This window comes from Bradyrhizobium icense (genome assembly GCF_001693385.1).
Lineage (GTDB): Bacteria > Pseudomonadota > Alphaproteobacteria > Rhizobiales > Xanthobacteraceae > Bradyrhizobium > Bradyrhizobium icense.
Window position 1 is genome coordinate 2,429,637 of sequence record NZ_CP016428.1, and the last position, 20,805, is coordinate 2,450,441.

Sequence of the window (20,805 nt, forward strand, 5' to 3'; positions counted from 1 at the left end):
CATGTTCTGGCTTGGTCTAGCTCTCGGCGTCGCAGGTGGCGGCGCGCTCATCTGGTTCTGCAAAGAGCCGCTGCTGCTCTGGTACAAAGGTGCCGAAGACCGCATCGGCGACCTCAACGACAAGATCAAGGCGATCAAGGCCAAGATATGAGGAAGGCGGGCCACCGCGGACGCTTGCGACGCCGCGATGACCCTAACCAAACCCCGAGCGTTAACAGGGGTCAGGCTGGGAAGTGATCCTAGCGAACGGCGGTTGCTAGGAGATTAATGGGGATGACGACCTATCAATGGGTGACGCTGGGGCTCGGCGCTCTTGGGTTCCTTATCACATGGACCGGGATGTGGTTCGGAGCAGGCCGCTTCGTCGAACAGATGCGGGCCGAGTTCAAGAAACATATCGGCGATGAGCTAGATAAGATCATCGTGAAAATGGAAGCGATGGAAGCCAGATTCGATACCGATCAGAAAGCCCAGGATCACAATTTCGGAGAGGTTGGCGCAGCCATGCGACAGTATATCGCCGATATTGAGAAGAAGGTCCGCGAAGTCGAGATTTACGGTCGTGACAACTACGTGAAGATCCCGGATTTCGAAAAGGCAATCGACCGGATGGGCGAAACCATCAAGGGCGCGGTGACCGACCTGAAGGAAGACATGCGGCGCATTCTGAGATCTCCGAATTGATCGTTCTTGCCGTGGCGCTGGCGCTAACCGTCGCAGACCCGCCCGCGCCTCCCGTCGATTGCCACATGATCCGCGCGCACATTGCACAGCATGGCAAGCTGGCCGCCTACGCGTGGGCCATTGCCAACGGCTACAGCCCGAAGGATATCGCGAGAATAAGGAAGGTTTGCGGTGTTTAGCCAGAGGCCGGAAGACAAGCAGCTTCGCGCCGTGCTGACGATGGTCGGCGGAGCAATTCTGGCCGGCGGCGTCGCGCTATTCGGCTTTCTTCGCTTGTTTGGGATCATCTGAATTCGGCGCGAGCCGTACACCCGCCCGAGAGGGCTGCAGGGACACCCTCCTGACCCTGTATTCGCCTCCCAACTGCCCGCCCTAACCGGCGGGCTTTTTCTTTGCCGCACTCTTTGAGAAGGAACGCAAGTATGAGGCTTGGCGGACTTGGACGCGACTTTGGAAAGTTGGGCGCCAACGGAAAAGCAACCGCTGCCGGCGGCGGCGCAGGAACTACAGGACAGCCGATCGGCCTCCTGCTCGCACTAACCCACGCATCATAAGGACAAACCACTATGGCTGATACCGCTGTAGCAATTACTGCCGGATCGGGAACGAACATTGATACCCGAACCGAAGGCACCAACGGAAACCATCGGCAGGTCGTCGTCATCGGCGATCCGGCAACGAATGCTGGCGTTGCGACTGTCACTGACGGGGCGCCCGCTGCATCTGATTACGGCCTCGTAGTCGCGATCCATCCCGACAGTGTGAACGCCAACGGCCGCGCGGCTGCTGCTTCTTCGGCCCCTGTGGCCTTGTCCAACGAGGACAAGACGGCCCTGGTTGACGACGCTGCTTTCACCGCCGGCACCTCCAATGTCAACGTTGCCGGCTTCGTTGCGGACGAATCCTCGACCGACAGCGTAGACGAGGGCGATGCAGGCGCGGCGCGCATGACGCTGGACCGCAAGATCATCATGACGCCGCAACCCCATACCTCGGGTGGCCTCTCAATCTTCCGTTCGCTCGATCTGGACGAGACCGCGGAGGACGTGAAGACCACTGCAGGCTGTCTCTACAAGCTCCGTATCACGAACCGAACGACTTCGGCACGATTTGTGAAGCTATACAACGCGACCGCAGCGAACGTCACGGTGGGTACCACAACGCCGGTCGATACCATCGTCGTTCCAGGTGGCGGCAGCGCCGATTTGGCTACCGTCCTTACCGAGAACTTCGGCGGCCTCGGCCTGACGTTCGGCACCGCGCTTTCAATGGCGGCCACGACCGGCCTTGCCGACAACGACACGGGCGCCCCTGGCGCAAACGATGTCGTTGTTACCGCTTATTACAAGTAAGGACAGAACATGGCCTCTCGATTTTGGGTTGGCGGCACGGGGACGTGGAACGACTCTAGTACCGCAAATTGGTCAGCGACCTCCGGTGGAGCGAGCGGCGCAAGCGTTCCGTCTTCCGCCGATACGGTCACGTTTGATGGATCGAGCGGAGGCGGCACTGTAACAGTAGCGGCAACAATCAACGCATCGAACACGATCCAATCGCTAGTTTGCGGTGCGTTCACCGGTACACTGGACTTTGCCACGAACAACCCCAACATCACCTTTAATCTATCGTCCTCTCCGAATTTCAGTATTTCAGGGACTGGCACTCGCACAATCAATCTGGGCTCTGGTACGTTCACTCTCGTTGGCAACAACGGTAGCGTTTTTGACGCGGCCACCACCACGAACCTGACGTTCAACGCTGGCACCTCGACCATTCAAATAAACAACCCGGCGAACGGCAACTCCGCAACATTTGCCGGTGGCGGGTTGACTTACAACATCGTCACATTCGGTGCCCGCTCCGGTGGGTCTCAGATATCTATCAGCGGCAATAATACCTTTGCCGCTTTGAACTTGAACCCTCCAACATTCCTGACGTTTGGTAACGGATCGGCACAAGGGGTCACGGCCCCGCTGGCATGGAACGGCAGCTCATCGGCGCAATTCAACATTTCCAGCGGCGCTGACACCAAGGCAACGATCAACTGTGCCGTTGGGTCAGTTATATCTTGGGCTTTGATCCGTGGTATGGCCTTCGCCGGAACTACAGTTCCTGCAACAAATTCATTTGACCTGAAGAACAATTCTGGTGTGACAATTACGGCGCCCGGAGGCACCGCCGCCGCTAAGGTAATCGGCGGATGACGGTAGGGCTTCTGAGTTTCGCCGCCTCGACTTCGCGCTTCAATGGGGGGCGTTCAGAGGTCAACTTCAACTTCTTACAGGGCGGCGGTGAGTTTCCTTTCATCAACAAGATGAAAGAATCACAGTTGTGGAATTGGGGCGACAACTCGACGGCTGTCGCGTTGACGCCGGACCTTTTCGACGATGATGGCTATTGGGCGACGGCAAACGTTACGTTACCTCGCAGCGGCCTGCGGACTGGCAACCTCTACATCCCCTCGCAGACTGAATATCCGGGCAACTATGCTCTAATATGGGATGGTCTCGGAACGCTGACCGCCTCTATTGCGTCCGGCGGAGGCTCGCTGACCACTGTAAGCGGAAGCTTGTCGAATCTTGGTGGCGGCGCGGGTCGATATGAATTTTCACTAACCACGGCCACTCGGCTGACCATTGGCCACACTGTCAATGGCGCGACGCGGGTTACCAACATCCGACTGGTGCACGTCGACGAAGAAGACGCTTACAATGCCGGTGAGGTCTTCAGTGCCAAGTTCAAGGCACGTCTCCAAGAGGCAAATTTTGGCGCTCTCAGGTTCTTGAACTGGCAAGCCGCGAACATCACGAATGTCTCAACTTGGGATACGGCGAGCAGGCCGGAAACATACTATAGTTACAACTCCTCGCAGTTCAGAGCTGATTTGCTCTGCAATCTTGCGGGGTCGGGGATAACGACTAATTCCGGCGCTGACTATGCAGTGGCTGCTCCGTCGAACTGGTCTGGTCTAGTCGACAAAACGACTGTGCACGCTGTCTTTAATGAGCCGTCGCCGGGGCAGTCTGACCCAACCGGAGTTACGTTTGCTGGCGGCGGATCTCCCAATATCACATGGGACACTGATGTCACCGCTTCTATCTCGGGTACCACTCTCACCATCACAGCGCAGGTAGGATCGAGCAATACCGCTGCCGGTATTGCGTCTATTGGAATGGGAGTGAGCGGGCCAGGCGTCACCGCCGGAACCAGGATCATCGGCCTCGGCACGGGGATCGGTGGTACCGGAACGTACACCCTCAACAATTCAATGACTGTTGCGTCACAAACCCTGACGCTTGGTCATGGGTTGGTTGATGGTAACCGCTGCATATTTCAAATATCCGGCGGGTCTCTGCCGACGGGCATCGTTGCTAGCCCAACTTTCCCCCTGACGATGTACTACGTCACGGTAGTCGACGATTTCACGATTAACGTTTCGTCCACTCTCGGCGGCTCGGCTATAAACTTCGCCACCTCAGGAACTGGTACCCCTTTAGCTTACACCGTTCCGACGTTAAATGTCGGTTCGACAAGAGGCGTGCCGATCGTGAGTGAGTACGCGACGTACATCAACCGTGGCGGTAATTCGTATCCAGTTGGCGGGTCCGTAAAAAGCCTTGCCACATTGGTCTACGATGCCACCCTTGACGGGTGGATTAAACAGGGCGGAACGCTCGGCGCCGGGGGTATTCAGAATGCGGTTCCAATTTCTATCTGCCTTCGAATATGCAAGGAGATGGGCGCGCATCCGTGGTTCACGTCGCCGCCGCTTGCTTGCACGCCAATGTCGGACTGGCACACCGAGCTTGCAACCTATGTAAGGGCGAATTCGCCATCGTGGATGATTCCTCGATACGAGGGGCCGAACGAAACTTGGAATACGGCCGGCGGCTTTTATCAAACGTCCTACGCGAATTCCATTAGCCAAGTCTATGGATGGGGCAGCTCCGACTATAATAACTGGTACGGCAAGGCAACTTCAACGATCGGACAGGCCATCAATGCGGTCTATGGGGGCGATCCGCTCGCCGGAACGCTTTATCGTGTTGTCGCGGGTGTACAAACATCGACCGGCCTATCTGGCACTACGTCTAGCAATCCGAGGCTGGCATCAACGAAATACCTCGGCACCACGCCGCAGGCTGGGTATTCGTCGAGCGTTGGTGTCGCGGAGGCGTGGCGGTGGGTGACAACCGTATCTCCGGCGCATTATACCGCGCCCGGCGCGCTCGGTCAGTGCAATGAAGTGAGGTTTGCTTACAATCATTATGTTGGCGACGCCGCGGCAAAAGCCGCGGCAACTGCGGCTTATATGTCAAGTTTGGTTGGTGGCGGTCCTTGCACATTTACTAACGGCTCAAAGACGATCTCCTGCCCCGGACATGGGCTTTCAGTCAATCAACTGGTGTTTATGACTACCGGCGGCACCTTGCCGACCAATTTCTCCAATGGTGAATTGTACTACGTCGGCGCTTCCAACTTCACCGCAGATTCATTGGAATTGGCGACGACGGTCGGGGGAACTACTATCACAGCCGGGTCAGCAGGATCTGGCACACACGCCTTGACGCCGGGCATTTATACGCAACCGTATTATAGTCGCGTCTTTAAGAACTGGGCGGATTGGGCTGCCGGATTCGGCATTCAGTATTTGGAGCCTTACGAGGGGGGGTACGGTGAGGGAGGGCAAGCATTTGACAGCACAAACAGCGTGACCTCGGTCATCACTGGCGCGACGAATGCGGCAAATTGTGTGTTCACCATTTCAACGACGAATAATCAATCGATCCGGGCGGTCCAACAGCGGAATGCGCTCGGCAATGTGGCGACCGTTGCCGGCATGTTCTTGCGGTTGTCCGGTCTTACTGGCAATTTTTCTGGTTTCAATAATCAGGTAGTCACTGTTGCATCGGTGTCGGCGGACGGTACCCAGATCACCACCGACCTTGACACTAGCGGCGTCGGTGCATTTTCCGGCGGCGGGACATTCACCTACTTCTTGAATCTCGCGGCATCAATCCCGATGTCAACGGCGTTGATCGCGATGAGATACGACGCCCGATTTACACCGGCTCTGGAAGACTACACTGCGGACTTTTATAACTCCGTGGTGGGGATTAGTTCCGGAAGCGTCCAGGGAGGGTTCCCGTCGCAATACCTGTTCGCCGGCGCTCAGCTTTGGGGCTCTCTTATCCCGGATATCTATACGACTGTGGAGCATCCGCAATTCGAGGCGATCAAACAGTTCAATGCCTAGGCCAAAACATACCAGTCATCCCACAGGCTGATACTTTCGAACATCCGCTTGTAGCCCAGTGACGTTAGCAGGGAAAAAATTTGCTGCCGCTGGGGTCCGTAATTATGTTCGACGGTGATCACTCGAAACGATCGTTTCGAGAAATCGAAAGCGCTAAGGATCGGAAGTTCTGTGCCCTCCGTATCGATTGACAAATAGTCAATCTCCTTCGGAGAATTGTGTTCGATCAATAAATCGTTCAGCGAGACCGTCTCAACTGGGTACTCAATAGCGCCGTCTCGGCCCCGCTCGTCCAATCCGCGCGCGGATGAGATGGTTGAAAAAACCGTCTCCGGAGATTCGGAAAATTGCAGCGTTTCGCCGGTTTTGGTCCAGACGCACCTCAGATCAACACTGCAAGCTCTATTCGCTTGTAACGCTGCATGCGTACCACGCGACGGCTCGGCGACAATACCGCGCCATCCGTACCCACGTTCCAGCAGCACGGAGTTGCTTAGAAACTCCCCGTCGGCAGCGCCAAACTCCACAAAATAACCACTGCGCTTTTCGCCGAGGATGGACAGAACGAATAGGTCTTGAAATATCTGGGATCGAGAGACTGACAGATTTCTCATGACGAAGCGGAGAAACCTTCGCAGATCGTCATCGTGGTTGGCGTCCTTGCGAAGCTGGTTTAGCAGCTCCAAACCGCGCATCTCATGCGTCGGCTGCGTTCTCTTGATCTCGTAGCCCAGGTTGGAAACCGCTCTCTTTAATAAGTTTTTCATTCTCTGCCTGATTTTTTAAAGCGCGCCGAAAAACCAACGTGGCGCCCACAATGCAAATTGCTACCCCGGGGAGCGTGAAATAAGCGAAGTGTTCTAAAACGAAAGATTGCATCCCCGCCAACCTACCCCACCTTCCCACCCCCGCCAATCCCCTTGACAAAATTGGGGACAATGACCAGCGGAGGGGGAGGCGACACCTGTTCGGTTATTAACCATCCTTTAACGCGGCATCTATCATCCAGCCCCAATAGAACGCGGCGGCCTCCTGCTCCTTATGCCCCTCGAATTGATCGACCATCGCTTGCGTGGGCTTCCGCATCGCCTCAATAGCAGCGCGAGCAACCGGCATAAGCTCCCAGAATGAATTACTGTCCTCGTCGGCAATCATCAAGACGGGTTTTTCATCAAAAGTTGCGCCAGACCGAGACTGCGAAACAATCGCTACAGCAATTGCCCTGGCCACTCTCTCAATCATCTCGCTCATGGTGAAGCATCCTCCGCTTTCTGATGACCGATAGCCGGCGGGGTGCGAGCAGGCGGTTCGCAGACTGACGCAGCTTAACCACCTTTTTCATCAATTTTTCGGCTTCTTTTGCAAGCCTGTCCGCTTCCTTGAATTGCGCCTCCGCGAACGCCTCTCGCTTGTCTGCGGTAACGAATTGATGAATCTTTGCCATCGGCTGTCCCTGTTTAGAACACGTCTACAAGGCGTCTCGGGTTTCGCGCTCGATATAGTCCAGCAGCTCACGCTGAGCTTTAATGAACCTGTCGGCGTCTCCTTGGCGGATCGGTTTGTCTCGATATTCCTGCAGATCGAGAGAGTCGCCGGCCCATTCGGCCGCTCGCTTCGCTATCCTGGCTGCGAATTTCGCAAAATCAGCGTTGGTCATCGGCATATCGGCAATTCCTGTTTTATGATTGCGGTGGAGCCCGATCCACAACAATAACCTTATCTCCGCTCTTGATCCTCACCGCGACGTCCTGTGGAGGCCCGTCATTTACGATAATTTGCTTATCTGCGGGCGGCGTTGCCCAGCCATCTACGGATACCGTAACTTCAAAGACCGGCTTCTTCTCGTCCATAGTCATCCTCCCTGTTTACGACTGCGTAGAAGCCGGCTCGGGGCGGATCAAGACCTCATGCCCGAGGTGCTTCAGGATAGCCGAGTAAACATCGGAATCCGAATAGTGCGCTCCACCTAAGCAATGCGCCACCGGGCTCATATCGACCGCTAACGCCCCGTCTACATACACCCGAGCGCCTTCGGCATATGACGTGCCGCAAGTCTCGCAGTTGTCGTAGCTGTCATGCAGCCATTCAATTTCAATCTTCATGGCATTTCCTGCTCAAGAGTGGGGAGGCGGATCGCCGTAAATATCCGGCCGGTCGAATGCGTCTCGAATTTCGTTGTAGGCCCGCTCTGCTGCCCACCAATCGCGCCGCGAAATGGCCGCGCCTAGAGCTTGGATGCGAAGCTGCTCCCGCCGCTTGGCATCATCGCGCCATTGCAGATGTTGTTCGTTCATTTCCCGCACCTCCATCAATTGCCGCAACAGAAGTCACAGCACGATTGATCCGGCTTGCAGTAGGGGCGATCCGGATCAGACTCGGTGGGGCCTCCGCGCCGATCTGGCACGCCCTTAACGGGTGGTATTACGGCCTCAGCCTTCTGATACCACTTAGCCTCTTCGGTAGGGCTCACGCACTTGAAGCTGAAATACGGATTGCCGTGATGCTCCTGCATCATGCGCAAGGCCGTGATGCTGACGGCAAGATCTCGCTGACGTTCGGCAATCATTTCGTGTGGGTAGATTTTGCCGTCAAATTCCGCTTCCATTTCTCCTCCACGATGTTCGGTCACGGTTCTAGGGGCTGCTCAAAGGGCGCGTCCCATCGCCATCTCCTCAGATGGACGGCCTGACCAGCAGTTGCCGGGGCGTCGGTGATCCGTCCGGGTTAAAGCCGCGCTTTGCCAGCCAAGCCTCTGCGCCCTTGCGGGTCTTGAAGGTCTTGGACTCCGAGAATGTGAGGGCAGTGAATTTGCCGTGAAGTTCGAAAATGCCCCGGCTAATCGTTTCGTTGTTTCCCTGGTCTTGAATGTGCATGTCCCGTCTCCCGTGATCTGATATTGCAGTTATAAGCGATATCGGATATAGTGTCAATAAGCGATATCGCTTTTAGGGAGAGAATTTTCATGGGGCGCCCGCCAATGCAGGTTAAGGCAACCGTTGTTCGGCTTTCAATAGAGGCATTGGAGCGGATTGACGCGCTCGCCGGGCCGAACCGGCGCGCCGAATTCATCCGGGAAGCGGTCGAACGGGAACTAAAACGGCGGGAGCGCCAAACTTAGCTGCGGTCATCGGTCAGGATCGCTTGCGTATCGACAGCGCGTCCAGTCCCGCCATCGTCTCTTCGTGAAATGGGATATTGTGGTGCGGCTCGTCGGGGGCTGCTTTGGCAGCCTGCCACCAGCGCCAAGCTCGGTCCTTGTCGGATTCCTTTTCCAGGAGCCAAGGGCGCGCGTTCCAAGCTTTCAGGAAGGCGTCTGAATAGTTCTCTCCCATCTTATGTTCCCTCTCTAGTCAAAATCGCTGTGACTCTGATAGTTCGTCCAGCGCGTTCGCTACGCATGGGTAGTGTTCTAGAAGCTTCGCGGCGTGTTCCACCAGATCTTTGGTGATGATGAGGTAGCCGGCGGCATTGAGATAGCCGATTACGGCGTCTGCAGTTTGACTGCAGCGGCCAAGATTGGTTTCTTCGATCAGGCAGGATTCTATAACCTCGGATGCGTTGGGCATCTTATGTTCCCTTTCTACTGACGAACGGGGACGGCCACCCGCGGCTTCCACGCCGGCAGCCATGCGAGGGCCGGGTCGAGTTCGGCCAGCTCACGGGCGGCGCGTCGGATCTCGGGCGTCATTGGGCGCCGGTCGTCGATCGTCCGGATGATGTCGGAGGCTCGGTTGGAGAAGGGCAAGCCGTCCCGACCCGGATGCCTGATGCGGTAGCTGTGCAGCCACGATCGCAGATCAGACAGCGAACGCGGGCGTGCTGTAGGCGTGTCAGTTTTCAAATCTGTTCTATCCATGTTCGCTCCTGTTCTTCCGTGAACGGAAGGGTAATTGGCAAAAATCGTAGCAAAATCAATACGGGTGGGAACGTATAAACACCCCCCGGACGGGTCTTTCATTTTCGGCGCATGTTTTTGGACGAGGCGTTGCGTGTGGCACCGTGACGGCTTGCCGCCTGCAAGTTTTCCGACTCGTTCTACGCCATGCGCAATTTTCCCGTGTATCTTCTCAAATGAAATGATCGAGGCACGCTGCGCAACACGGCCATGCTGTTGTGCGGCTTGATCGTAAACAGAGCTGATCGCGCCCCGTATTTGTGCGGGTTTCTTCGATGGCTCGCGCCCCGCAGCTTGACGCACTGGACAACGAAAAAGTTTTCCACAGAATATCCCTGTCACATCCCACTGATTCGTCTCGGTTGCGTCTGCGTCCGTCTCTCTCTTACGGGCTGATTTATGGCACATCCTGCAGACGTGGCACGTGGCCGCAACATTGTTGCGCGCTGGTGCAACCTTGCCGAGCAACGGCTGGAATATCTCACCGAACTGTTCGAGACCGGGCGCTGGCGCCGCTTTCACACCGAACGCGAATTCCTCGAAAACATCCAGGAAGCCAAGGCCGCCGTTGCAACCTGGCGTGACCTGTTGAGCCGCGAAGCTTCACTCGACAACACGCAGATCGACCTGGCCTGGCTTGGCCGCCGTCGAACGACGCCGCTGCCGCTGACGCCGCTACCGCGCGATGAGGGCTATCGAAAGCCGGTCGTGCACCTTCAGCCGCAACTGCAGTCGCCACCGATTGTCGCCGAGCCGCCGCCGATTGCGGCCGCGCCGCTGCGCGATATTCCCGCGGATGTTCTGGTCGCGCTGGAAAGCCAGCTCGCCGTGGCGGACGAGGCGCCGTCCGTGCCGGATGTGCTGGCACTGGACGAGATGTCGTTTCCGGCGCTCGATCTCGACGCGATGAAGGAACGCTATCCGCTGCTGCGCAACGCGCTGTAGGTGGGCGAGGAGGGCGAACTAGCGCCGCACCGCGTTGCCTCCCACCACCACCTGCGCGTAACGCTGCGCGCCTTCGGCTGACAGATCGGTCGTAATTGTGCGGGCGTGATCGAGCCCGACCACGGCGCCGCGCGGGGTTTCCGAAATCATGTTGTTGTTGACCAGAGCCGTGCCGGCGCCCGGCAGCACCGATACGCCGACGCCGACGAAGGCGTTGCGGATCACGTTGCCGGTGATTGCGACGTCGCGGAGATACTTGCCCCAGCCGGCAATGATGCCGAAAGACGGTGCGTTCTCGATCACGTTGCCGGTGACTGTCGAATCTGCCTCGACATAGATGCCGATCCCGGCGTCGTCGTCGGGCGCGGTGCCGATCGGCCGCTTCGGCAAGAGATTGCGGATAATGTTGCCCTGGACGACGGCGATGCGTCCGCCCTCGTTGAAATTGCAGACGGAGACGCCGACGGCGGCGCCATCCACCGTGTTGTTGGCGATGACGGCGCCTTCGAACGCAAATTCCGAATAGAGCGCGACCTCGCGGACATTGCTGACGCTGTTGTCGGTGATGTGAATATTCGATGCCGAATTGCCGCGCACGGCCGAATAGTCGCAATTCTTGATGCGGTTGCCGCGCACGATCACATTGCCGGCGCGGAAGGCGTTGATGGCGTTGCCATACTGCCCGGAGCCGCCGGGCCCGGCCTTGATATCCTCGATGCGGTTATCGAGGACCAGCGTGCCGTCGTCGCCGATCGCGGTGCGCAGGATTTCGATGCCGTTGTCATTGGTATCGGTGATGGTGTTACGGGACACGATCAGGCCGAGCGCGTCGAAGGATACGACGGCAGTGGTCGCGATTTTCGTGAAGATGTTACCGGAAATATCGCCCGAGACCTGTTCGAGCCAGATGCCGTTGCCGCCGCTGCCTGATATTTCGCAGTCGGCGATGCGGACGTCGCGACCGCCGAGGCAGTGCACCAGGCCGCGGCGCGTTGGCAGCGGAATGCGACCGCCGTCAAAGGTGATGCCCGTCAGGCCGACGCTGTTGGCGCCTTCGCTCTGCAGCATCGAGGCGCCACCGGTGAACAGCAGCTTGGTCGCGCCGCGGATGCCGACCAGTTGTGTGCCTTTCGAAAGCCGCAGCATGCCGATGCGATAGATCCCCGGCGGCAGCGCCAGTGGCACCTGCGCGCGCGCCGCCTCGTCGATCGCGCGTTGCAGTTTCTCGGTCTGATCGTCGGCGCTGCCGGGACGCACGCCATATTGCGTGACGTCGCGGCCGAGCGTGGAGGTGAGGGGCGCTGCGCGCGCAGCGTCAGGCGACATCGCCAGCGCACCGGCTGCACCGGCGGCGGACGCTCCAATGAGATGGCGGCGGTTCATGTCCATGGTGAATGGCCCTCGCGCAATGCAAGTTGCATTCGCGCCTTCGTAGGTATCGCGAAAATGCGACCGGGCACGGTGAAGACCGGCAAGAGAGGCGGCGATTATTCGGGGTAGGGTTAATGTTGGGTACGGCCAAAATTCGTAGGGTGGGCAAAGGCGCGCTAGCGCCGTGCCCACCATTGGATCCGCGGGGAATAATGGTGGGCACGCTGCGCTTTGCCCACCCTACGCTCTCCGGGCCAGCCGCACCATTTCCAGCAGCATCGCTTCGCCGGCATCGACCAGCTCTTCCAGCGTGATCCGCGGGAAACCTTTGCGTCTGACCGCGCCGCTGCGCGCCAGCGGCGGGATGTGGATGAAGGCGACGAGGCGGGGACCGTTGGCCGCATTGACGGTCTCGATCGCGCGCCAGCTCAGGTAGTTGCAGAGGTAGCTGCCGGCATCGCGCGAGGCGCGGGCATCGAGGCCGGTGGTCTTGGCCGCACGCAGTAATTTGGCCGTATACGGACCGAACCTTTGCGCATCGGCGCCGTCGGCGATCGATCCTTTGCGAGCGCGGGTCTGCGCCGCGTCGGGCCACAGCATGGTGACGGCATTGCGGGCACGGGTTTCGATCCGCAGATACGGCGTGCGAGAAGCGAGGCCGAACATCAACAGCGCATGCGGCCGATGCTTTTGCAGCGTCAGCGGCAATTCGCGGTCGACCGCGTTGTAAGTGACGGGAAAGATGTGGCTGGACAGCTCGATGTCGGCCAAGGCCGGGCGACGCAGCCGCGTGAGCCGCGCCACCAGCGGCTGCGTCGGATTGTAGGGCGCGCCGGGAAATGGACCAAAGCCGGTGATGAGAATGCGAAGCTTGTCGCTCACCGCAGCCACTCCGCGATCTGCTCGGCGGCGACCGCCGGCGTGATACGGCCGTCGGCGACCTCGGCCTCGGTCTTCTTTACCTTGGCGCGGATCGTGGCATCGGAGCGGAGCCGCGCCATCATCCGCTGCTCCAGCATCGACCACATCCATTTCACCTGCTGCTCGCGCCGCCGCGCAGCGAACTCGCCCGAGGCGTTCATGGCGGTGCGGTGGTCGAGAATCTTCTGCCACAACGTGTCCATGCCGGTGCCGGTCAGCGCCGAATAGGTCACGACCGGCGGATGCCAATGCTCCGAGCGCGGGCTCAAAATATGCAGCGCGGAACGATAATCGGCCGCCGCCAGATTGGCGCGCTTGACGTTGTCGCCGTCGGCCTTGTTGATCGCGATCATGTCGGCGAGTTCGACCAGCCCTTTCTTGATTCCCTGCAATTCGTCGCCGGCGCCGGGCAGCATCAGAGCAAGAAAGAAATCGGTCATGTCGCAGACCGCGGTTTCGGATTGGCCGATGCCGACGGTCTCCACCAGCACCACGTCGAAGCCGGCGGCCTCGCACAGCAGCATCGCCTCGCGGGTCTTGGCGGCGACGCCGCCGAGCGTGCCCGACGACGGCGAGGGGCGGACGAAGGCGCTGTCGGAATTGGCGACCCGCGCCATCCGCGTCTTGTCGCCGAGAATCGAGCCGCCGGTGCGCGCCGAGGAGGGGTCCACCGCGAGCACCGCGACCTTGTGGCCGCGCTCGATCAGGAACATGCCGAGCGCATCGATCGTGGTGGATTTTCCCACGCCGGGCGAGCCGGTAATGCCGACGCGGACCGCCTTGCCGGTGTCTGATAACAGCGCCTGCACCAGATCGCGTGCCGCGGCCTGATGGTCGGAACGCCTGCTTTCGATCAGGGTAATCGCACGCGCCAGCGCCGCGCGGTGGCCGGAGCGGAGTTCTTTGGCGAGTTTCCCGACATCGGGGGAAGGATTCTTCGGCAGGGTCATGGCTTGGTTTACAACGCCCGCGCCATGCAGGCGAGGGGGCCCTGCGCAGTCCTTCAGGGCGCCGAATTGGCGGGGACCGGCGCCCGCTTGAGCTTCCGCCAGACCCAGACCAGCACCGGCCAGATCAGCGCGCCGATCGCCATGGCGGCGAGGATCGCGGCGATCGGCCGCTCGAAGAACGGCAGCACACTGCCGTCGGACTTGATCAGCGAGGTGACGAAACTCTGCTCGATCATGGTGCCCATGACGATGCCGAGCACCATCGCGGCGACCGGATAGCCGTTTTCTTCCATGACATAGCCGATGACCCCGAAGGTCGCGACGATAACCACGCCGAATATGTTGTTGCCGATGGCGAAGGAGCCGACCGCGCAGCACAGCATGATGACCGGCATGACGGTGGAACGCGGCGCGCGCAGCACGTTGCTTGCGAGCCGGATCATGACGATGCCGAGCGGGATCATGATGATGTTGGCGATGATGAACATCAGGTAGATCGCATACATGCTCGACGCTTTTTCGGTGAACAGCGTCGGGCCGGGGTTGAGCCCCTTCATGTAGAGCACGCCGATCGCAATCGCCGCGATGGTGTCGCCGGGAATGCCGAACAGCAGCGAGGGCACCCAGCCCGAGGCGATGCTGGCGTTGTTGCTGGCGCCAGCTTCGACCACGCCCTCGACGTGGCCGGTTCCGAACTTCTCCGGTTCCTTCGAAAAGCGCTTGGACATGGCGTAGCTGACCCAGGCGGCCATGTCGGCGCCGGCGCCCGGCAGCACGCCGATAATGATGCCGACGATGTTTCCGCGCGTCATCTGCCGGTTGTACTTTTTGGTGAGCTTCCACTGGCCCGCCATGATGCTTCCAAATTTACGCCGCGGGATCGGTGGCGGCTCCGGTGTCAGCATCGCCCGCATGACCTGCGCCACCGCGAAGACGCCGACCAATGCCGGGATCGGCTCGATGCCGCCAAACAGGTCGGTTATTCCAAATGTGAAGCGGGGGACGCCGCCGGGGTTTTCGATGCCGATGCAGGCGACAAGCAGACCGATGAACATGCTGGCGATCGCCTTCACCGGGGAAGAGCGCGCGACCAGCGTGGCGCACATCAGGCCGAGGAACGCGAGCCAGAAATATTCGAAGGTCGAGAACGACAGTGCGATTTCGGCGAGCGGCGGCGCCAGGATCATCAGCGAGAGCGTGCCCGCGATGCCGCCCACAGCGGAGAACCAGACGCCGGCCCCGAGCGCGAGTTCGGCTTCGCCCTTGCGCGTCATCGCATAGGCTTCGTCTGCGTAAGCCGCCGAGGCGGGGGTGCCGGGAATGCGCAGCAGCGCGCCGGGGATATCACCGGCGAAGATCGCCATCGTGGATGCGGCGACGATGGTGGCGATCGCCGCGATCGGCGACAGATAGAAGGTGACGGGGACCAGAAGCGCGGTCGCCATGGTCGCGGATAGCCCCGGCAGCGATCCGATGACGAGGCCATAGACCGACGCCGCGAGTATCGCGATGATGACTTCCCAGGTGGTGATGAGCGCGAAGGCTTGCGTGAGGGTATTGAGCATCAATCACCAGGGCATCGGCAAAACGCCGGGCGGCAGCGGCACGCGCAGCAATTTTGAGAAAATCAGGTGGATGCCGATCGGCGCAAGCAGCGCGAGCGGCAACGCAACCTTCCAGCGGGCGCCGAGCGCGGTCGAGGTCACGTAGACGATCGTCGCTGCCGTGAGGATGAAGCCGAGCCGCTCGGCGACCGCGACGTAGAACAGCAACAGCGCCGGCGGGAGCAGGACGCGCAGACCATAGAGCTTTCCGGTCGGTGGCGGCGGCTGGCCGCCCTCGACCGGAATGAGGTGCTCTTCCTCTTCAAAGCTGCGGCCGATCCCGAATGCAATCGCGAGCCCGCACAGCGCAAGGCCCGTTCCGATCACGAGCGGAAAGACGTTGGGCCCGACCGGCTGGCCGGGCACCGGCGGCAACTGCCAGCCGCCATAGGCGGCAGCCGCGCCGAGGCCAACGAGAAACAATCCCGTGACGCGATCGGGTAGACGCATGAACTGGCTCCGCGGATATCGGGCGATGTCAGCCGATCAGGATCAGGCCTTGGAGAGGCCGGCGGCTTTCATCGCCACGCCCATCTGGGCGTCGCCCTTCTCCATGAATGCGGCGAATTGGGCCGCATCGCCCCATACCGTTCCAAAGCCGCGATTGCTCATGAAGTCCTTGAACTCCTTGGAGTCGTAGACCTTCTTCAGCGACGCTGTGAGTTTTGTCGCCACATCAGCGGGCAGGCCCTTGGGACCGGCAATACCGCGCCACGCGCCCGTCGAATAGTCGATGCCCATCGCTTCCTTCAGCGTCGGCACGTCCGGGAATGCGGGGTTGCGGGCCGTAGCCATGACGGCGAGGCTGCGCGCTTTGCCGGCCTCGATGATCGCGCGGGCTTCCGGCACCGAGCAGGTGGTGAGGTCGAGACCGCCGGCAGCCAGATCCTGCATCGCGGGCGCGGCGCCGTTCGACGGCACCCAGGCCACGTGATTGGGGGCAAGTCCCATCGCCTGCATCCAGCCGACCAGCGCGAGATGCCAGATGCCGCCCTGACCGGTGCCGGAGGCCTTGAACTTGCCGGCGGGGGCGGCCTTGATCGCATCCGCCAGTTCCTTCACGGTCTTGTAGGGTGAGGTGGAACTGACCTGGATGCCGGGCGGATCCTCGTTCATCAGCGCCAGCGGCGTGTAGCTCTTGGGCGCCAGTTCGGTGAGCCCCTGCCAGTGCATCATCGAGATTTCCACCGTCAGCATGCCGATGGTGTAGCCGTCGGGCTGTGCGGTCGCGATCGCGGAATGGCCGACCACGCCGGAGCCGCCGGTGCGGTTGACCACGTTGAAGGGCTGGCCGAGATCCTTTTCCAACAGCGCCGCGACAATGCGCGCGGTTGCGTCGGTGCCGCCGCCGGCACCCCAGGGCACGATCACGGTCACGGGACGAGCCGGATATGCCTGCGCCAAAGCCGGCTTGAAACCAAAGGCCGCGACGGCCGCCGCAGCAGCAGACGAAGCCGCGAAGGCGCGGCGGGTAATCTTTTTGGACATGGTGATCCTCCCTGCGGCGCCGTGAGGTCAGGCGCTCTTGTAATGTCCGCATTGTAGGCGGCTTTGCGCTCCGCTCGCAAGGCACTGGTCGTGAAGCGGTTTCATCACCGGTTGGACATCTCGCCACAGCCGGAAATCGGGTGGCGGCGGCCGGGCTACTCGAAATAGATATCCATGTGCGGCCCAGTCATCGCGCCGCGATCGATTGCGGAGAGAGAGCCATGACGACAGCCTATTACAGCACCGTGCTGAACCATCCCCTGGAAACCGTGTGGGCCCTGATCCGCGATTTCAACAATTACCCGGCCTATATCGATGGGGTGAGCGAAAGCATGATCGAGGATGACAAGGGCGGCGACGAAGTCGGCGCAGTCAGGCGCTTCTGCTATCTCGGCAACTGGATCAGGCAGCGACTCGCCGGCCACTCCGATGAAGCGCATTCGTTGACCTATGCGGGCCTCGAGCCGTTCCCGTTTCCGTCCGGGTTGGCGCAGGACGCGACCGGGCCGACGCGCTATGAGGGAACGATGCACCTGCTTCCGATCGTCGAGGGCAACCGGACCCTCATCGAATGGTCCGTGAAACTCGACACCGCGCCGCGGGACGCGGATCGCTGGCAAGCACTGTTCGAGTCATGGATTCCGGATTGGACGCATTCGCTCGAACGGGCGCTCGGCCGGCTTGCTGCTTGATACGCCGTCATTGCGGCCGGTCTTCGTCTTCCTTCGGACGGGCGCCGCCGAAAATCCTGGCGCCCTCCGGCGTCAGATAAGGCTTCAAGCTCTCCCACGGCACGAAGGCGACATACTCGCCTTCGGCATAGGAGCCGACCGCATAAGGTGCGTAGTAAAAGTTCAAACCGGAGCTCTTGCCTTCCTCGGTCGATGGCGCCAGTGCGACGGGCCCGATCTTGAGAAGCTTTGGCTCGATGTCTTCGATGGCGCTAGCATCCGTGCCTTCCGCGCCGCGTTTCTTTTTCTCGGCCATGAGAGAGGAAATGACGCCTTGCCGCATCGCTTTCAGCGTCGGGCCGTTGTCGGCCGTTTCGGTGAAGAACGGACGAATGCTGATGCGTTTTCCGGCTGACTTGTCCCACAGGATCGTGTCGGACGAGCTGTTGGGATGGGCGCCGCCCGTATATTCGTAATCGGCCCTGATGATGCTGACATAGCGGCCGTCGACCACCGAGCGGGTCTCGTATTTCCGTTCATACGACCACGCGTTGCGGAACAGGTCCGGATCCTGCTTGCGTCCCTTGTCGGCATCGACGCGGTTCTTCTGCGCCCACGCTTTTCCCTCCGCCAGGCAGTTCGCCGCCAGCGCCGGCTCGGCCTTGATCCTCGCGTCGAGGACGACGCTGGCTTCGACCCATTTGTTCTTGATGGAAAAGTCCGGCTTGGGCTCGGCTGCAGATGCCATGCCCAGCGTTGCAGTACAGGCGATGGCGCCCGCCAAACCGATTGTCCGGGTGAGTGTGAGGAGTGCAATGCCGCGCAAGGGCGATCCTTGGAAAAGCTTGAAGCGGCGGAGAGCTACTCCGCCGCCTCGCTATGGCCGAGCCGGGCGTTGAGCTTGTGGATCAGCTCTTCGGCGGCATCCGAGATCACGGTGCCGGGCGGGAAGATCGCCTCCGCACCGGCCGCATAGAGCGCGTCATAATCCTGCGGCGGGACCACGCCGCCGATGATGATCATGATGTCTTCGCGGCCGTGCTTCTTCAGCGCAGCCTTGAGCTCAGGCACCGCGGTGAGGTGGGCGGCCGCCAGTGACGAGACGCCGAGGATATGGACGTCGTTCTCCACTGCCTGCCGCGCCGCCTCGTCGGCGGTGGCGAACAATGGCCCGATATCGACGTCGAAGCCGACATCGGCAAAGGCCGATGCGATCACCTTCTGGCCGCGGTCGTGGCCGTCCTGGCCGATCTTGGCGACGAGGATGCGGGGCCGGCGGCCCTCGGCAGTCTCGAACGCATCGATCAGCGCCTGCACTTTTTCGACCCGGTTGGACATGGCGGACGCCTCCCGCTTGTAGACGCCGGTGATGGATTTGATCTCGGCGCGGTGACGTCCGAATACCCTCTCCATCGCGTCCGAAATTTCGCCGACGGTGGCTTTCGCCCGCGCCGCGTCGATCGCCAGCGCCAGCAAATTGCCATTGCCTTCGCCGGCGCTGCGCGTCAGCGCCGCCAGCGCAGAATCGACTTCCTTCTGGTCGCGCTCGGAGCGCAGCCGCTTGAGCTTGTCGATCTGCAGGCGCCGTACGGTGGAGTTTTCGACCTTGAGCACGTCGATCGGCGCTTCGTTAACGGGTTTGTACTTGTTGACGCCGATCACGGCCTGCTTGCCGGCATCGATTCGCGCCTGCGTCTTGGCGGAAGCTTCCTCGATGCGCAGCTTCGGCACCCCGGCCTCGATCGCTTTGGCCATGCCGCCAAGCGCCTCGACTTCCTGGATATGGCCCCAGGCTTTTTCCGCGAGATCGCGGGTCAGGCGTTCGACATAGTAGGAGCCGCCCCAGGGATCGATGATGCGGTTGGTACCGCTTTCCTGCTGCAAGAATAATTGCGTGTTGCGGGCAATGCGGGCGGAGAAATCCGTCGGCAGCGCCAACGCCTCGTCGAGCGCGTTGGTGTGCAGCGACTGGGTATGGCCTTGCGTTGCCGCCATCGCCTCGATCGTGGTGCGCATCACGTTGTTGAAGACGTCCTGCGCGGTCAGCGACCAGCCGGAGGTCTGGCAATGCGTGCGCAGCGAGAGCGAGCGCGGGTCCTTCGGGTTGAACTGCTTCAACAGTTTTGCCCAGAGCAGCCGCGCGGCGCGCATCTTGGCGACTTCCATGAAGAAGTTCATGCCGATCGCCCAGAAGAACGACAGCCGCGGCGCGAAGCGGTCGACGTCGAGGCCGGCGGCAAGTCCGGCGCGCAGATATTCGACGCCGTCGGCCAGCGTATAGGCAAGCTCGAGGTCTTGCGTCGCCCCGGCTTCCTGCATGTGATAGCCGGAGATCGAGATCGAATTGTACTTCGGCATCCGCTGCGAAGTGTATGCAAAAATGTCGGAGATGATCCGCATCGAGGGCGCCGGCGGATAGATATAAGTGTTGCGCACCATGAATTCTTTCAGAATGTCGTTCTGAATGGTGCCCGACAGCTTTTCCGGTGGAACGCCCTGTTCCTCGGCGGCCGCCACGAACAGCGCGAGGATCGGAAGCACCGCGCCGTTCATGGTCATCGACACGCTCATCTGGTCGAGCGGGATGCCCGCAAACAGCGTGCGCATGTCGTAGATGGAATCGATCGCAACGCCGGCCATGCCGACGTCGCCGGAGACGCGCGGATGATCGCTATCGTAGCCGCGGTGGGTGGCGAGGTCGAAGGCGACCGACAGGCCCTTCTGGCCGGCGGCGAGGTTGCGGCGGTAGAATGCGTTGGAATCTTCCGCCGTGGAGAAGCCGGCATATTGCCTGATCGTCCAGGGCTGGTTGACATACATGGTCGGGTAGGGGCCGCGCAAATAGGGCGCGACGCCCGGCCAGGTCTCCAGGAAGTCGATGCCTTCGAGATCCGCCTCGCTGTAGGCCGGCTTTACCGGGATGCCCTCGGGCGTCAGCCACGGCTCGGCGCTGCCAGCGGGCTGTGCGGGCGAGGTGGGTTCAAAGGCGATATTCGCAAAGTTCGGTATGCGGCTCATG

28 protein-coding genes are annotated in these 20,805 nt (G+C 60.5%); 8 read left to right on the forward strand and 20 right to left on the reverse strand.

Features of this window, described 5'->3' with window-relative positions:
• Position 1: 1 nt before the first annotated feature.
• The 6 genes from LMTR13_RS40600 (at position 2) to LMTR13_RS11480 (ending at position 5,941) form a co-directional block, all read left to right on the forward strand.
• A complete protein-coding gene (locus LMTR13_RS40600) occupies positions 2-151 on the forward strand; it encodes a hypothetical protein (RefSeq protein WP_156795568.1) in 150 nt (49 codons plus the stop codon).
• Between the two features lie 122 nt (positions 152-273).
• Positions 274-684 (forward strand): hypothetical protein, encoded by a 411-nt coding sequence (locus tag LMTR13_RS11460; RefSeq protein WP_065727972.1) that lies wholly within the window; start codon positions 274-276, stop codon positions 682-684.
• Positions 681-863 carry a hypothetical protein gene (locus LMTR13_RS11465; protein ID WP_065727973.1) on the forward strand — a complete coding sequence of 61 codons (183 nt, stop codon included), beginning with the start codon at positions 681-683 and terminating at the stop codon, positions 861-863. Before LMTR13_RS11460 ends, LMTR13_RS11465 begins: the two co-directional genes overlap by 4 nt.
• A 387-nt stretch (positions 864-1,250) precedes the next feature.
• Positions 1,251-2,036 carry a hypothetical protein gene (locus tag LMTR13_RS11470; protein WP_065727974.1) on the forward strand — a complete coding sequence of 262 codons (786 nt, stop codon included), beginning with the start codon at positions 1,251-1,253 and terminating at the stop codon, positions 2,034-2,036.
• Positions 2,037-2,045: 9 nt separating this feature from the next.
• A complete protein-coding gene (locus tag LMTR13_RS40605) occupies positions 2,046-2,888 on the forward strand; it encodes a hypothetical protein (protein WP_156795569.1) in 843 nt (280 codons plus the stop codon).
• Positions 2,885-5,941: a hypothetical protein gene (locus LMTR13_RS11480; protein ID WP_065727976.1), complete on the forward strand. Its 3,057-nt coding sequence runs from the start codon at positions 2,885-2,887 to the stop codon at positions 5,939-5,941. The genes LMTR13_RS40605 and LMTR13_RS11480 overlap by 4 nt, the downstream gene beginning before the upstream one ends.
• Here the strand turns inward: LMTR13_RS11480 and LMTR13_RS11485 are convergent.
• From LMTR13_RS11485 to LMTR13_RS40630, 12 genes are all read right to left on the reverse strand, one after another.
• Positions 5,938-6,708 (reverse strand): FkbM family methyltransferase, encoded by a 771-nt coding sequence (locus tag LMTR13_RS11485; RefSeq protein ID WP_065727977.1) that lies wholly within the window; start codon positions 6,706-6,708, stop codon positions 5,938-5,940. The two genes, LMTR13_RS11480 and LMTR13_RS11485, sit on opposite strands and share 4 nt — an antisense overlap.
• Positions 6,709-6,916: 208 nt before the next feature.
• Positions 6,917-7,192: a hypothetical protein gene (locus LMTR13_RS11490; protein ID WP_065727978.1), complete on the reverse strand. Its 276-nt coding sequence runs from the start codon at positions 7,190-7,192 to the stop codon at positions 6,917-6,919.
• Positions 7,176-7,385 (reverse strand): hypothetical protein, encoded by a 210-nt coding sequence (locus tag LMTR13_RS11495; RefSeq protein WP_065727979.1) that lies wholly within the window; start codon positions 7,383-7,385, stop codon positions 7,176-7,178. Before LMTR13_RS11495 ends, LMTR13_RS11490 begins: the two co-directional genes overlap by 17 nt.
• A 24-nt stretch (positions 7,386-7,409) precedes the next feature.
• Positions 7,410-7,604: a hypothetical protein gene (locus LMTR13_RS11500; RefSeq protein ID WP_065727980.1), complete on the reverse strand. Its 195-nt coding sequence runs from the start codon at positions 7,602-7,604 to the stop codon at positions 7,410-7,412.
• Positions 7,605-7,620: 16 nt separating this feature from the next.
• Complete coding sequence (locus LMTR13_RS40610) at positions 7,621-7,791, reverse strand: hypothetical protein (RefSeq protein WP_156795570.1); 171 nt, start codon at positions 7,789-7,791, stop codon at positions 7,621-7,623.
• A 15-nt stretch (positions 7,792-7,806) separates the two neighbouring features.
• The gene (locus tag LMTR13_RS11505; protein WP_065727981.1) at positions 7,807-8,043 is read right to left on the reverse strand and encodes a hypothetical protein; all 237 of its coding nucleotides are present in this window, start codon (positions 8,041-8,043) and stop codon (positions 7,807-7,809) included.
• Positions 8,044-8,055: 12 nt separating this feature from the next.
• The gene (locus tag LMTR13_RS40615) at positions 8,056-8,235 is read right to left on the reverse strand and encodes a hypothetical protein (RefSeq protein ID WP_156795571.1); all 180 of its coding nucleotides are present in this window, start codon (positions 8,233-8,235) and stop codon (positions 8,056-8,058) included.
• A gap of 14 nt (positions 8,236-8,249) precedes the next feature.
• Positions 8,250-8,546, reverse strand: coding sequence for a hypothetical protein (locus LMTR13_RS40620; RefSeq protein ID WP_156795572.1), 297 nt, complete (start codon positions 8,544-8,546; stop codon positions 8,250-8,252).
• Positions 8,547-8,613: 67 nt separating this feature from the next.
• Positions 8,614-8,814 carry a DUF1391 family protein gene (locus LMTR13_RS11515; RefSeq protein WP_065727983.1) on the reverse strand — a complete coding sequence of 67 codons (201 nt, stop codon included), beginning with the start codon at positions 8,812-8,814 and terminating at the stop codon, positions 8,614-8,616.
• 258 nt (positions 8,815-9,072) lie between these two features.
• Positions 9,073-9,273, reverse strand: coding sequence for a hypothetical protein (locus LMTR13_RS11520; protein ID WP_065727984.1), 201 nt, complete (start codon positions 9,271-9,273; stop codon positions 9,073-9,075).
• Positions 9,274-9,291: 18 nt separating this feature from the next.
• Positions 9,292-9,507 (reverse strand): hypothetical protein, encoded by a 216-nt coding sequence (locus LMTR13_RS40625; RefSeq protein WP_156795573.1) that lies wholly within the window; start codon positions 9,505-9,507, stop codon positions 9,292-9,294.
• A gap of 14 nt (positions 9,508-9,521) precedes the next feature.
• The gene (locus tag LMTR13_RS40630; protein WP_156795574.1) at positions 9,522-10,178 is read right to left on the reverse strand and encodes a hypothetical protein; all 657 of its coding nucleotides are present in this window, start codon (positions 10,176-10,178) and stop codon (positions 9,522-9,524) included.
• Positions 10,179-10,235: 57 nt separating this feature from the next.
• Here LMTR13_RS40630 and LMTR13_RS11525 point away from each other — a divergent pair, with 57 nt between their 5' ends.
• Positions 10,236-10,781, forward strand: a complete 546-nt coding sequence (locus LMTR13_RS11525) for a TIGR03809 family protein (protein ID WP_065727985.1) — start codon at positions 10,236-10,238, stop codon at positions 10,779-10,781.
• Between the two features lie 18 nt (positions 10,782-10,799).
• Here the strand turns inward: LMTR13_RS11525 and LMTR13_RS11530 are convergent, their stop codons facing one another.
• The 6 genes from LMTR13_RS11530 to LMTR13_RS11555 all read right to left on the reverse strand — a co-directional run bounded on the left by LMTR13_RS11530 (position 10,800) and on the right by LMTR13_RS11555 (position 17,115).
• Positions 10,800-12,170 (reverse strand): TIGR03808 family TAT-translocated repetitive protein, encoded by a 1,371-nt coding sequence (locus LMTR13_RS11530; RefSeq protein WP_065727986.1) that lies wholly within the window; start codon positions 12,168-12,170, stop codon positions 10,800-10,802.
• Positions 12,171-12,392: 222 nt separating this feature from the next.
• Positions 12,393-13,034 carry a pyroglutamyl-peptidase I gene (locus tag LMTR13_RS11535; RefSeq protein ID WP_065732611.1) on the reverse strand — a complete coding sequence of 214 codons (642 nt, stop codon included), beginning with the start codon at positions 13,032-13,034 and terminating at the stop codon, positions 12,393-12,395.
• Positions 13,031-14,023: a methylmalonyl Co-A mutase-associated GTPase MeaB gene (gene meaB, locus LMTR13_RS11540; RefSeq protein WP_065727987.1), complete on the reverse strand. Its 993-nt coding sequence runs from the start codon at positions 14,021-14,023 to the stop codon at positions 13,031-13,033. Before meaB ends, LMTR13_RS11535 begins: the two co-directional genes overlap by 4 nt.
• A 53-nt stretch (positions 14,024-14,076) precedes the next feature.
• The gene (locus LMTR13_RS11545) at positions 14,077-15,588 is read right to left on the reverse strand and encodes a tripartite tricarboxylate transporter permease (RefSeq protein WP_065727988.1); all 1,512 of its coding nucleotides are present in this window, start codon (positions 15,586-15,588) and stop codon (positions 14,077-14,079) included.
• A gap of 3 nt (positions 15,589-15,591) precedes the next feature.
• Entirely contained in the window at positions 15,592-16,077 is a 486-nt protein-coding gene (locus LMTR13_RS11550; protein WP_065727989.1) for a tripartite tricarboxylate transporter TctB family protein, read from the reverse strand.
• Between the two features lie 42 nt (positions 16,078-16,119).
• The gene (locus LMTR13_RS11555; RefSeq protein ID WP_065727990.1) at positions 16,120-17,115 is read right to left on the reverse strand and encodes a tripartite tricarboxylate transporter substrate binding protein; all 996 of its coding nucleotides are present in this window, start codon (positions 17,113-17,115) and stop codon (positions 16,120-16,122) included.
• Positions 17,116-17,336: 221 nt separating this feature from the next.
• Here LMTR13_RS11555 and LMTR13_RS11560 point away from each other — a divergent pair, with 221 nt between their 5' ends.
• Complete coding sequence (locus LMTR13_RS11560; protein ID WP_065727991.1) at positions 17,337-17,807, forward strand: SRPBCC family protein; 471 nt, start codon at positions 17,337-17,339, stop codon at positions 17,805-17,807.
• Positions 17,808-17,814: 7 nt separating this feature from the next.
• Here LMTR13_RS11560 and LMTR13_RS11565 read toward each other — a convergent pair whose 3' ends face one another.
• Together LMTR13_RS11565 and scpA are read right to left on the reverse strand one after the other, a co-directional pair.
• On the reverse strand, positions 17,815-18,534 hold the full coding sequence (locus LMTR13_RS11565; protein WP_156795980.1) for a DUF3298 and DUF4163 domain-containing protein: 720 nt from the start codon (positions 18,532-18,534) through the stop codon (positions 17,815-17,817).
• A gap of 113 nt (positions 18,535-18,647) precedes the next feature.
• The gene (gene scpA / locus LMTR13_RS11570; RefSeq protein WP_065727992.1) at positions 18,648-20,804 is read right to left on the reverse strand and encodes a methylmalonyl-CoA mutase; all 2,157 of its coding nucleotides are present in this window, start codon (positions 20,802-20,804) and stop codon (positions 18,648-18,650) included.
• Position 20,805: the final 1 nt, after the last annotated feature.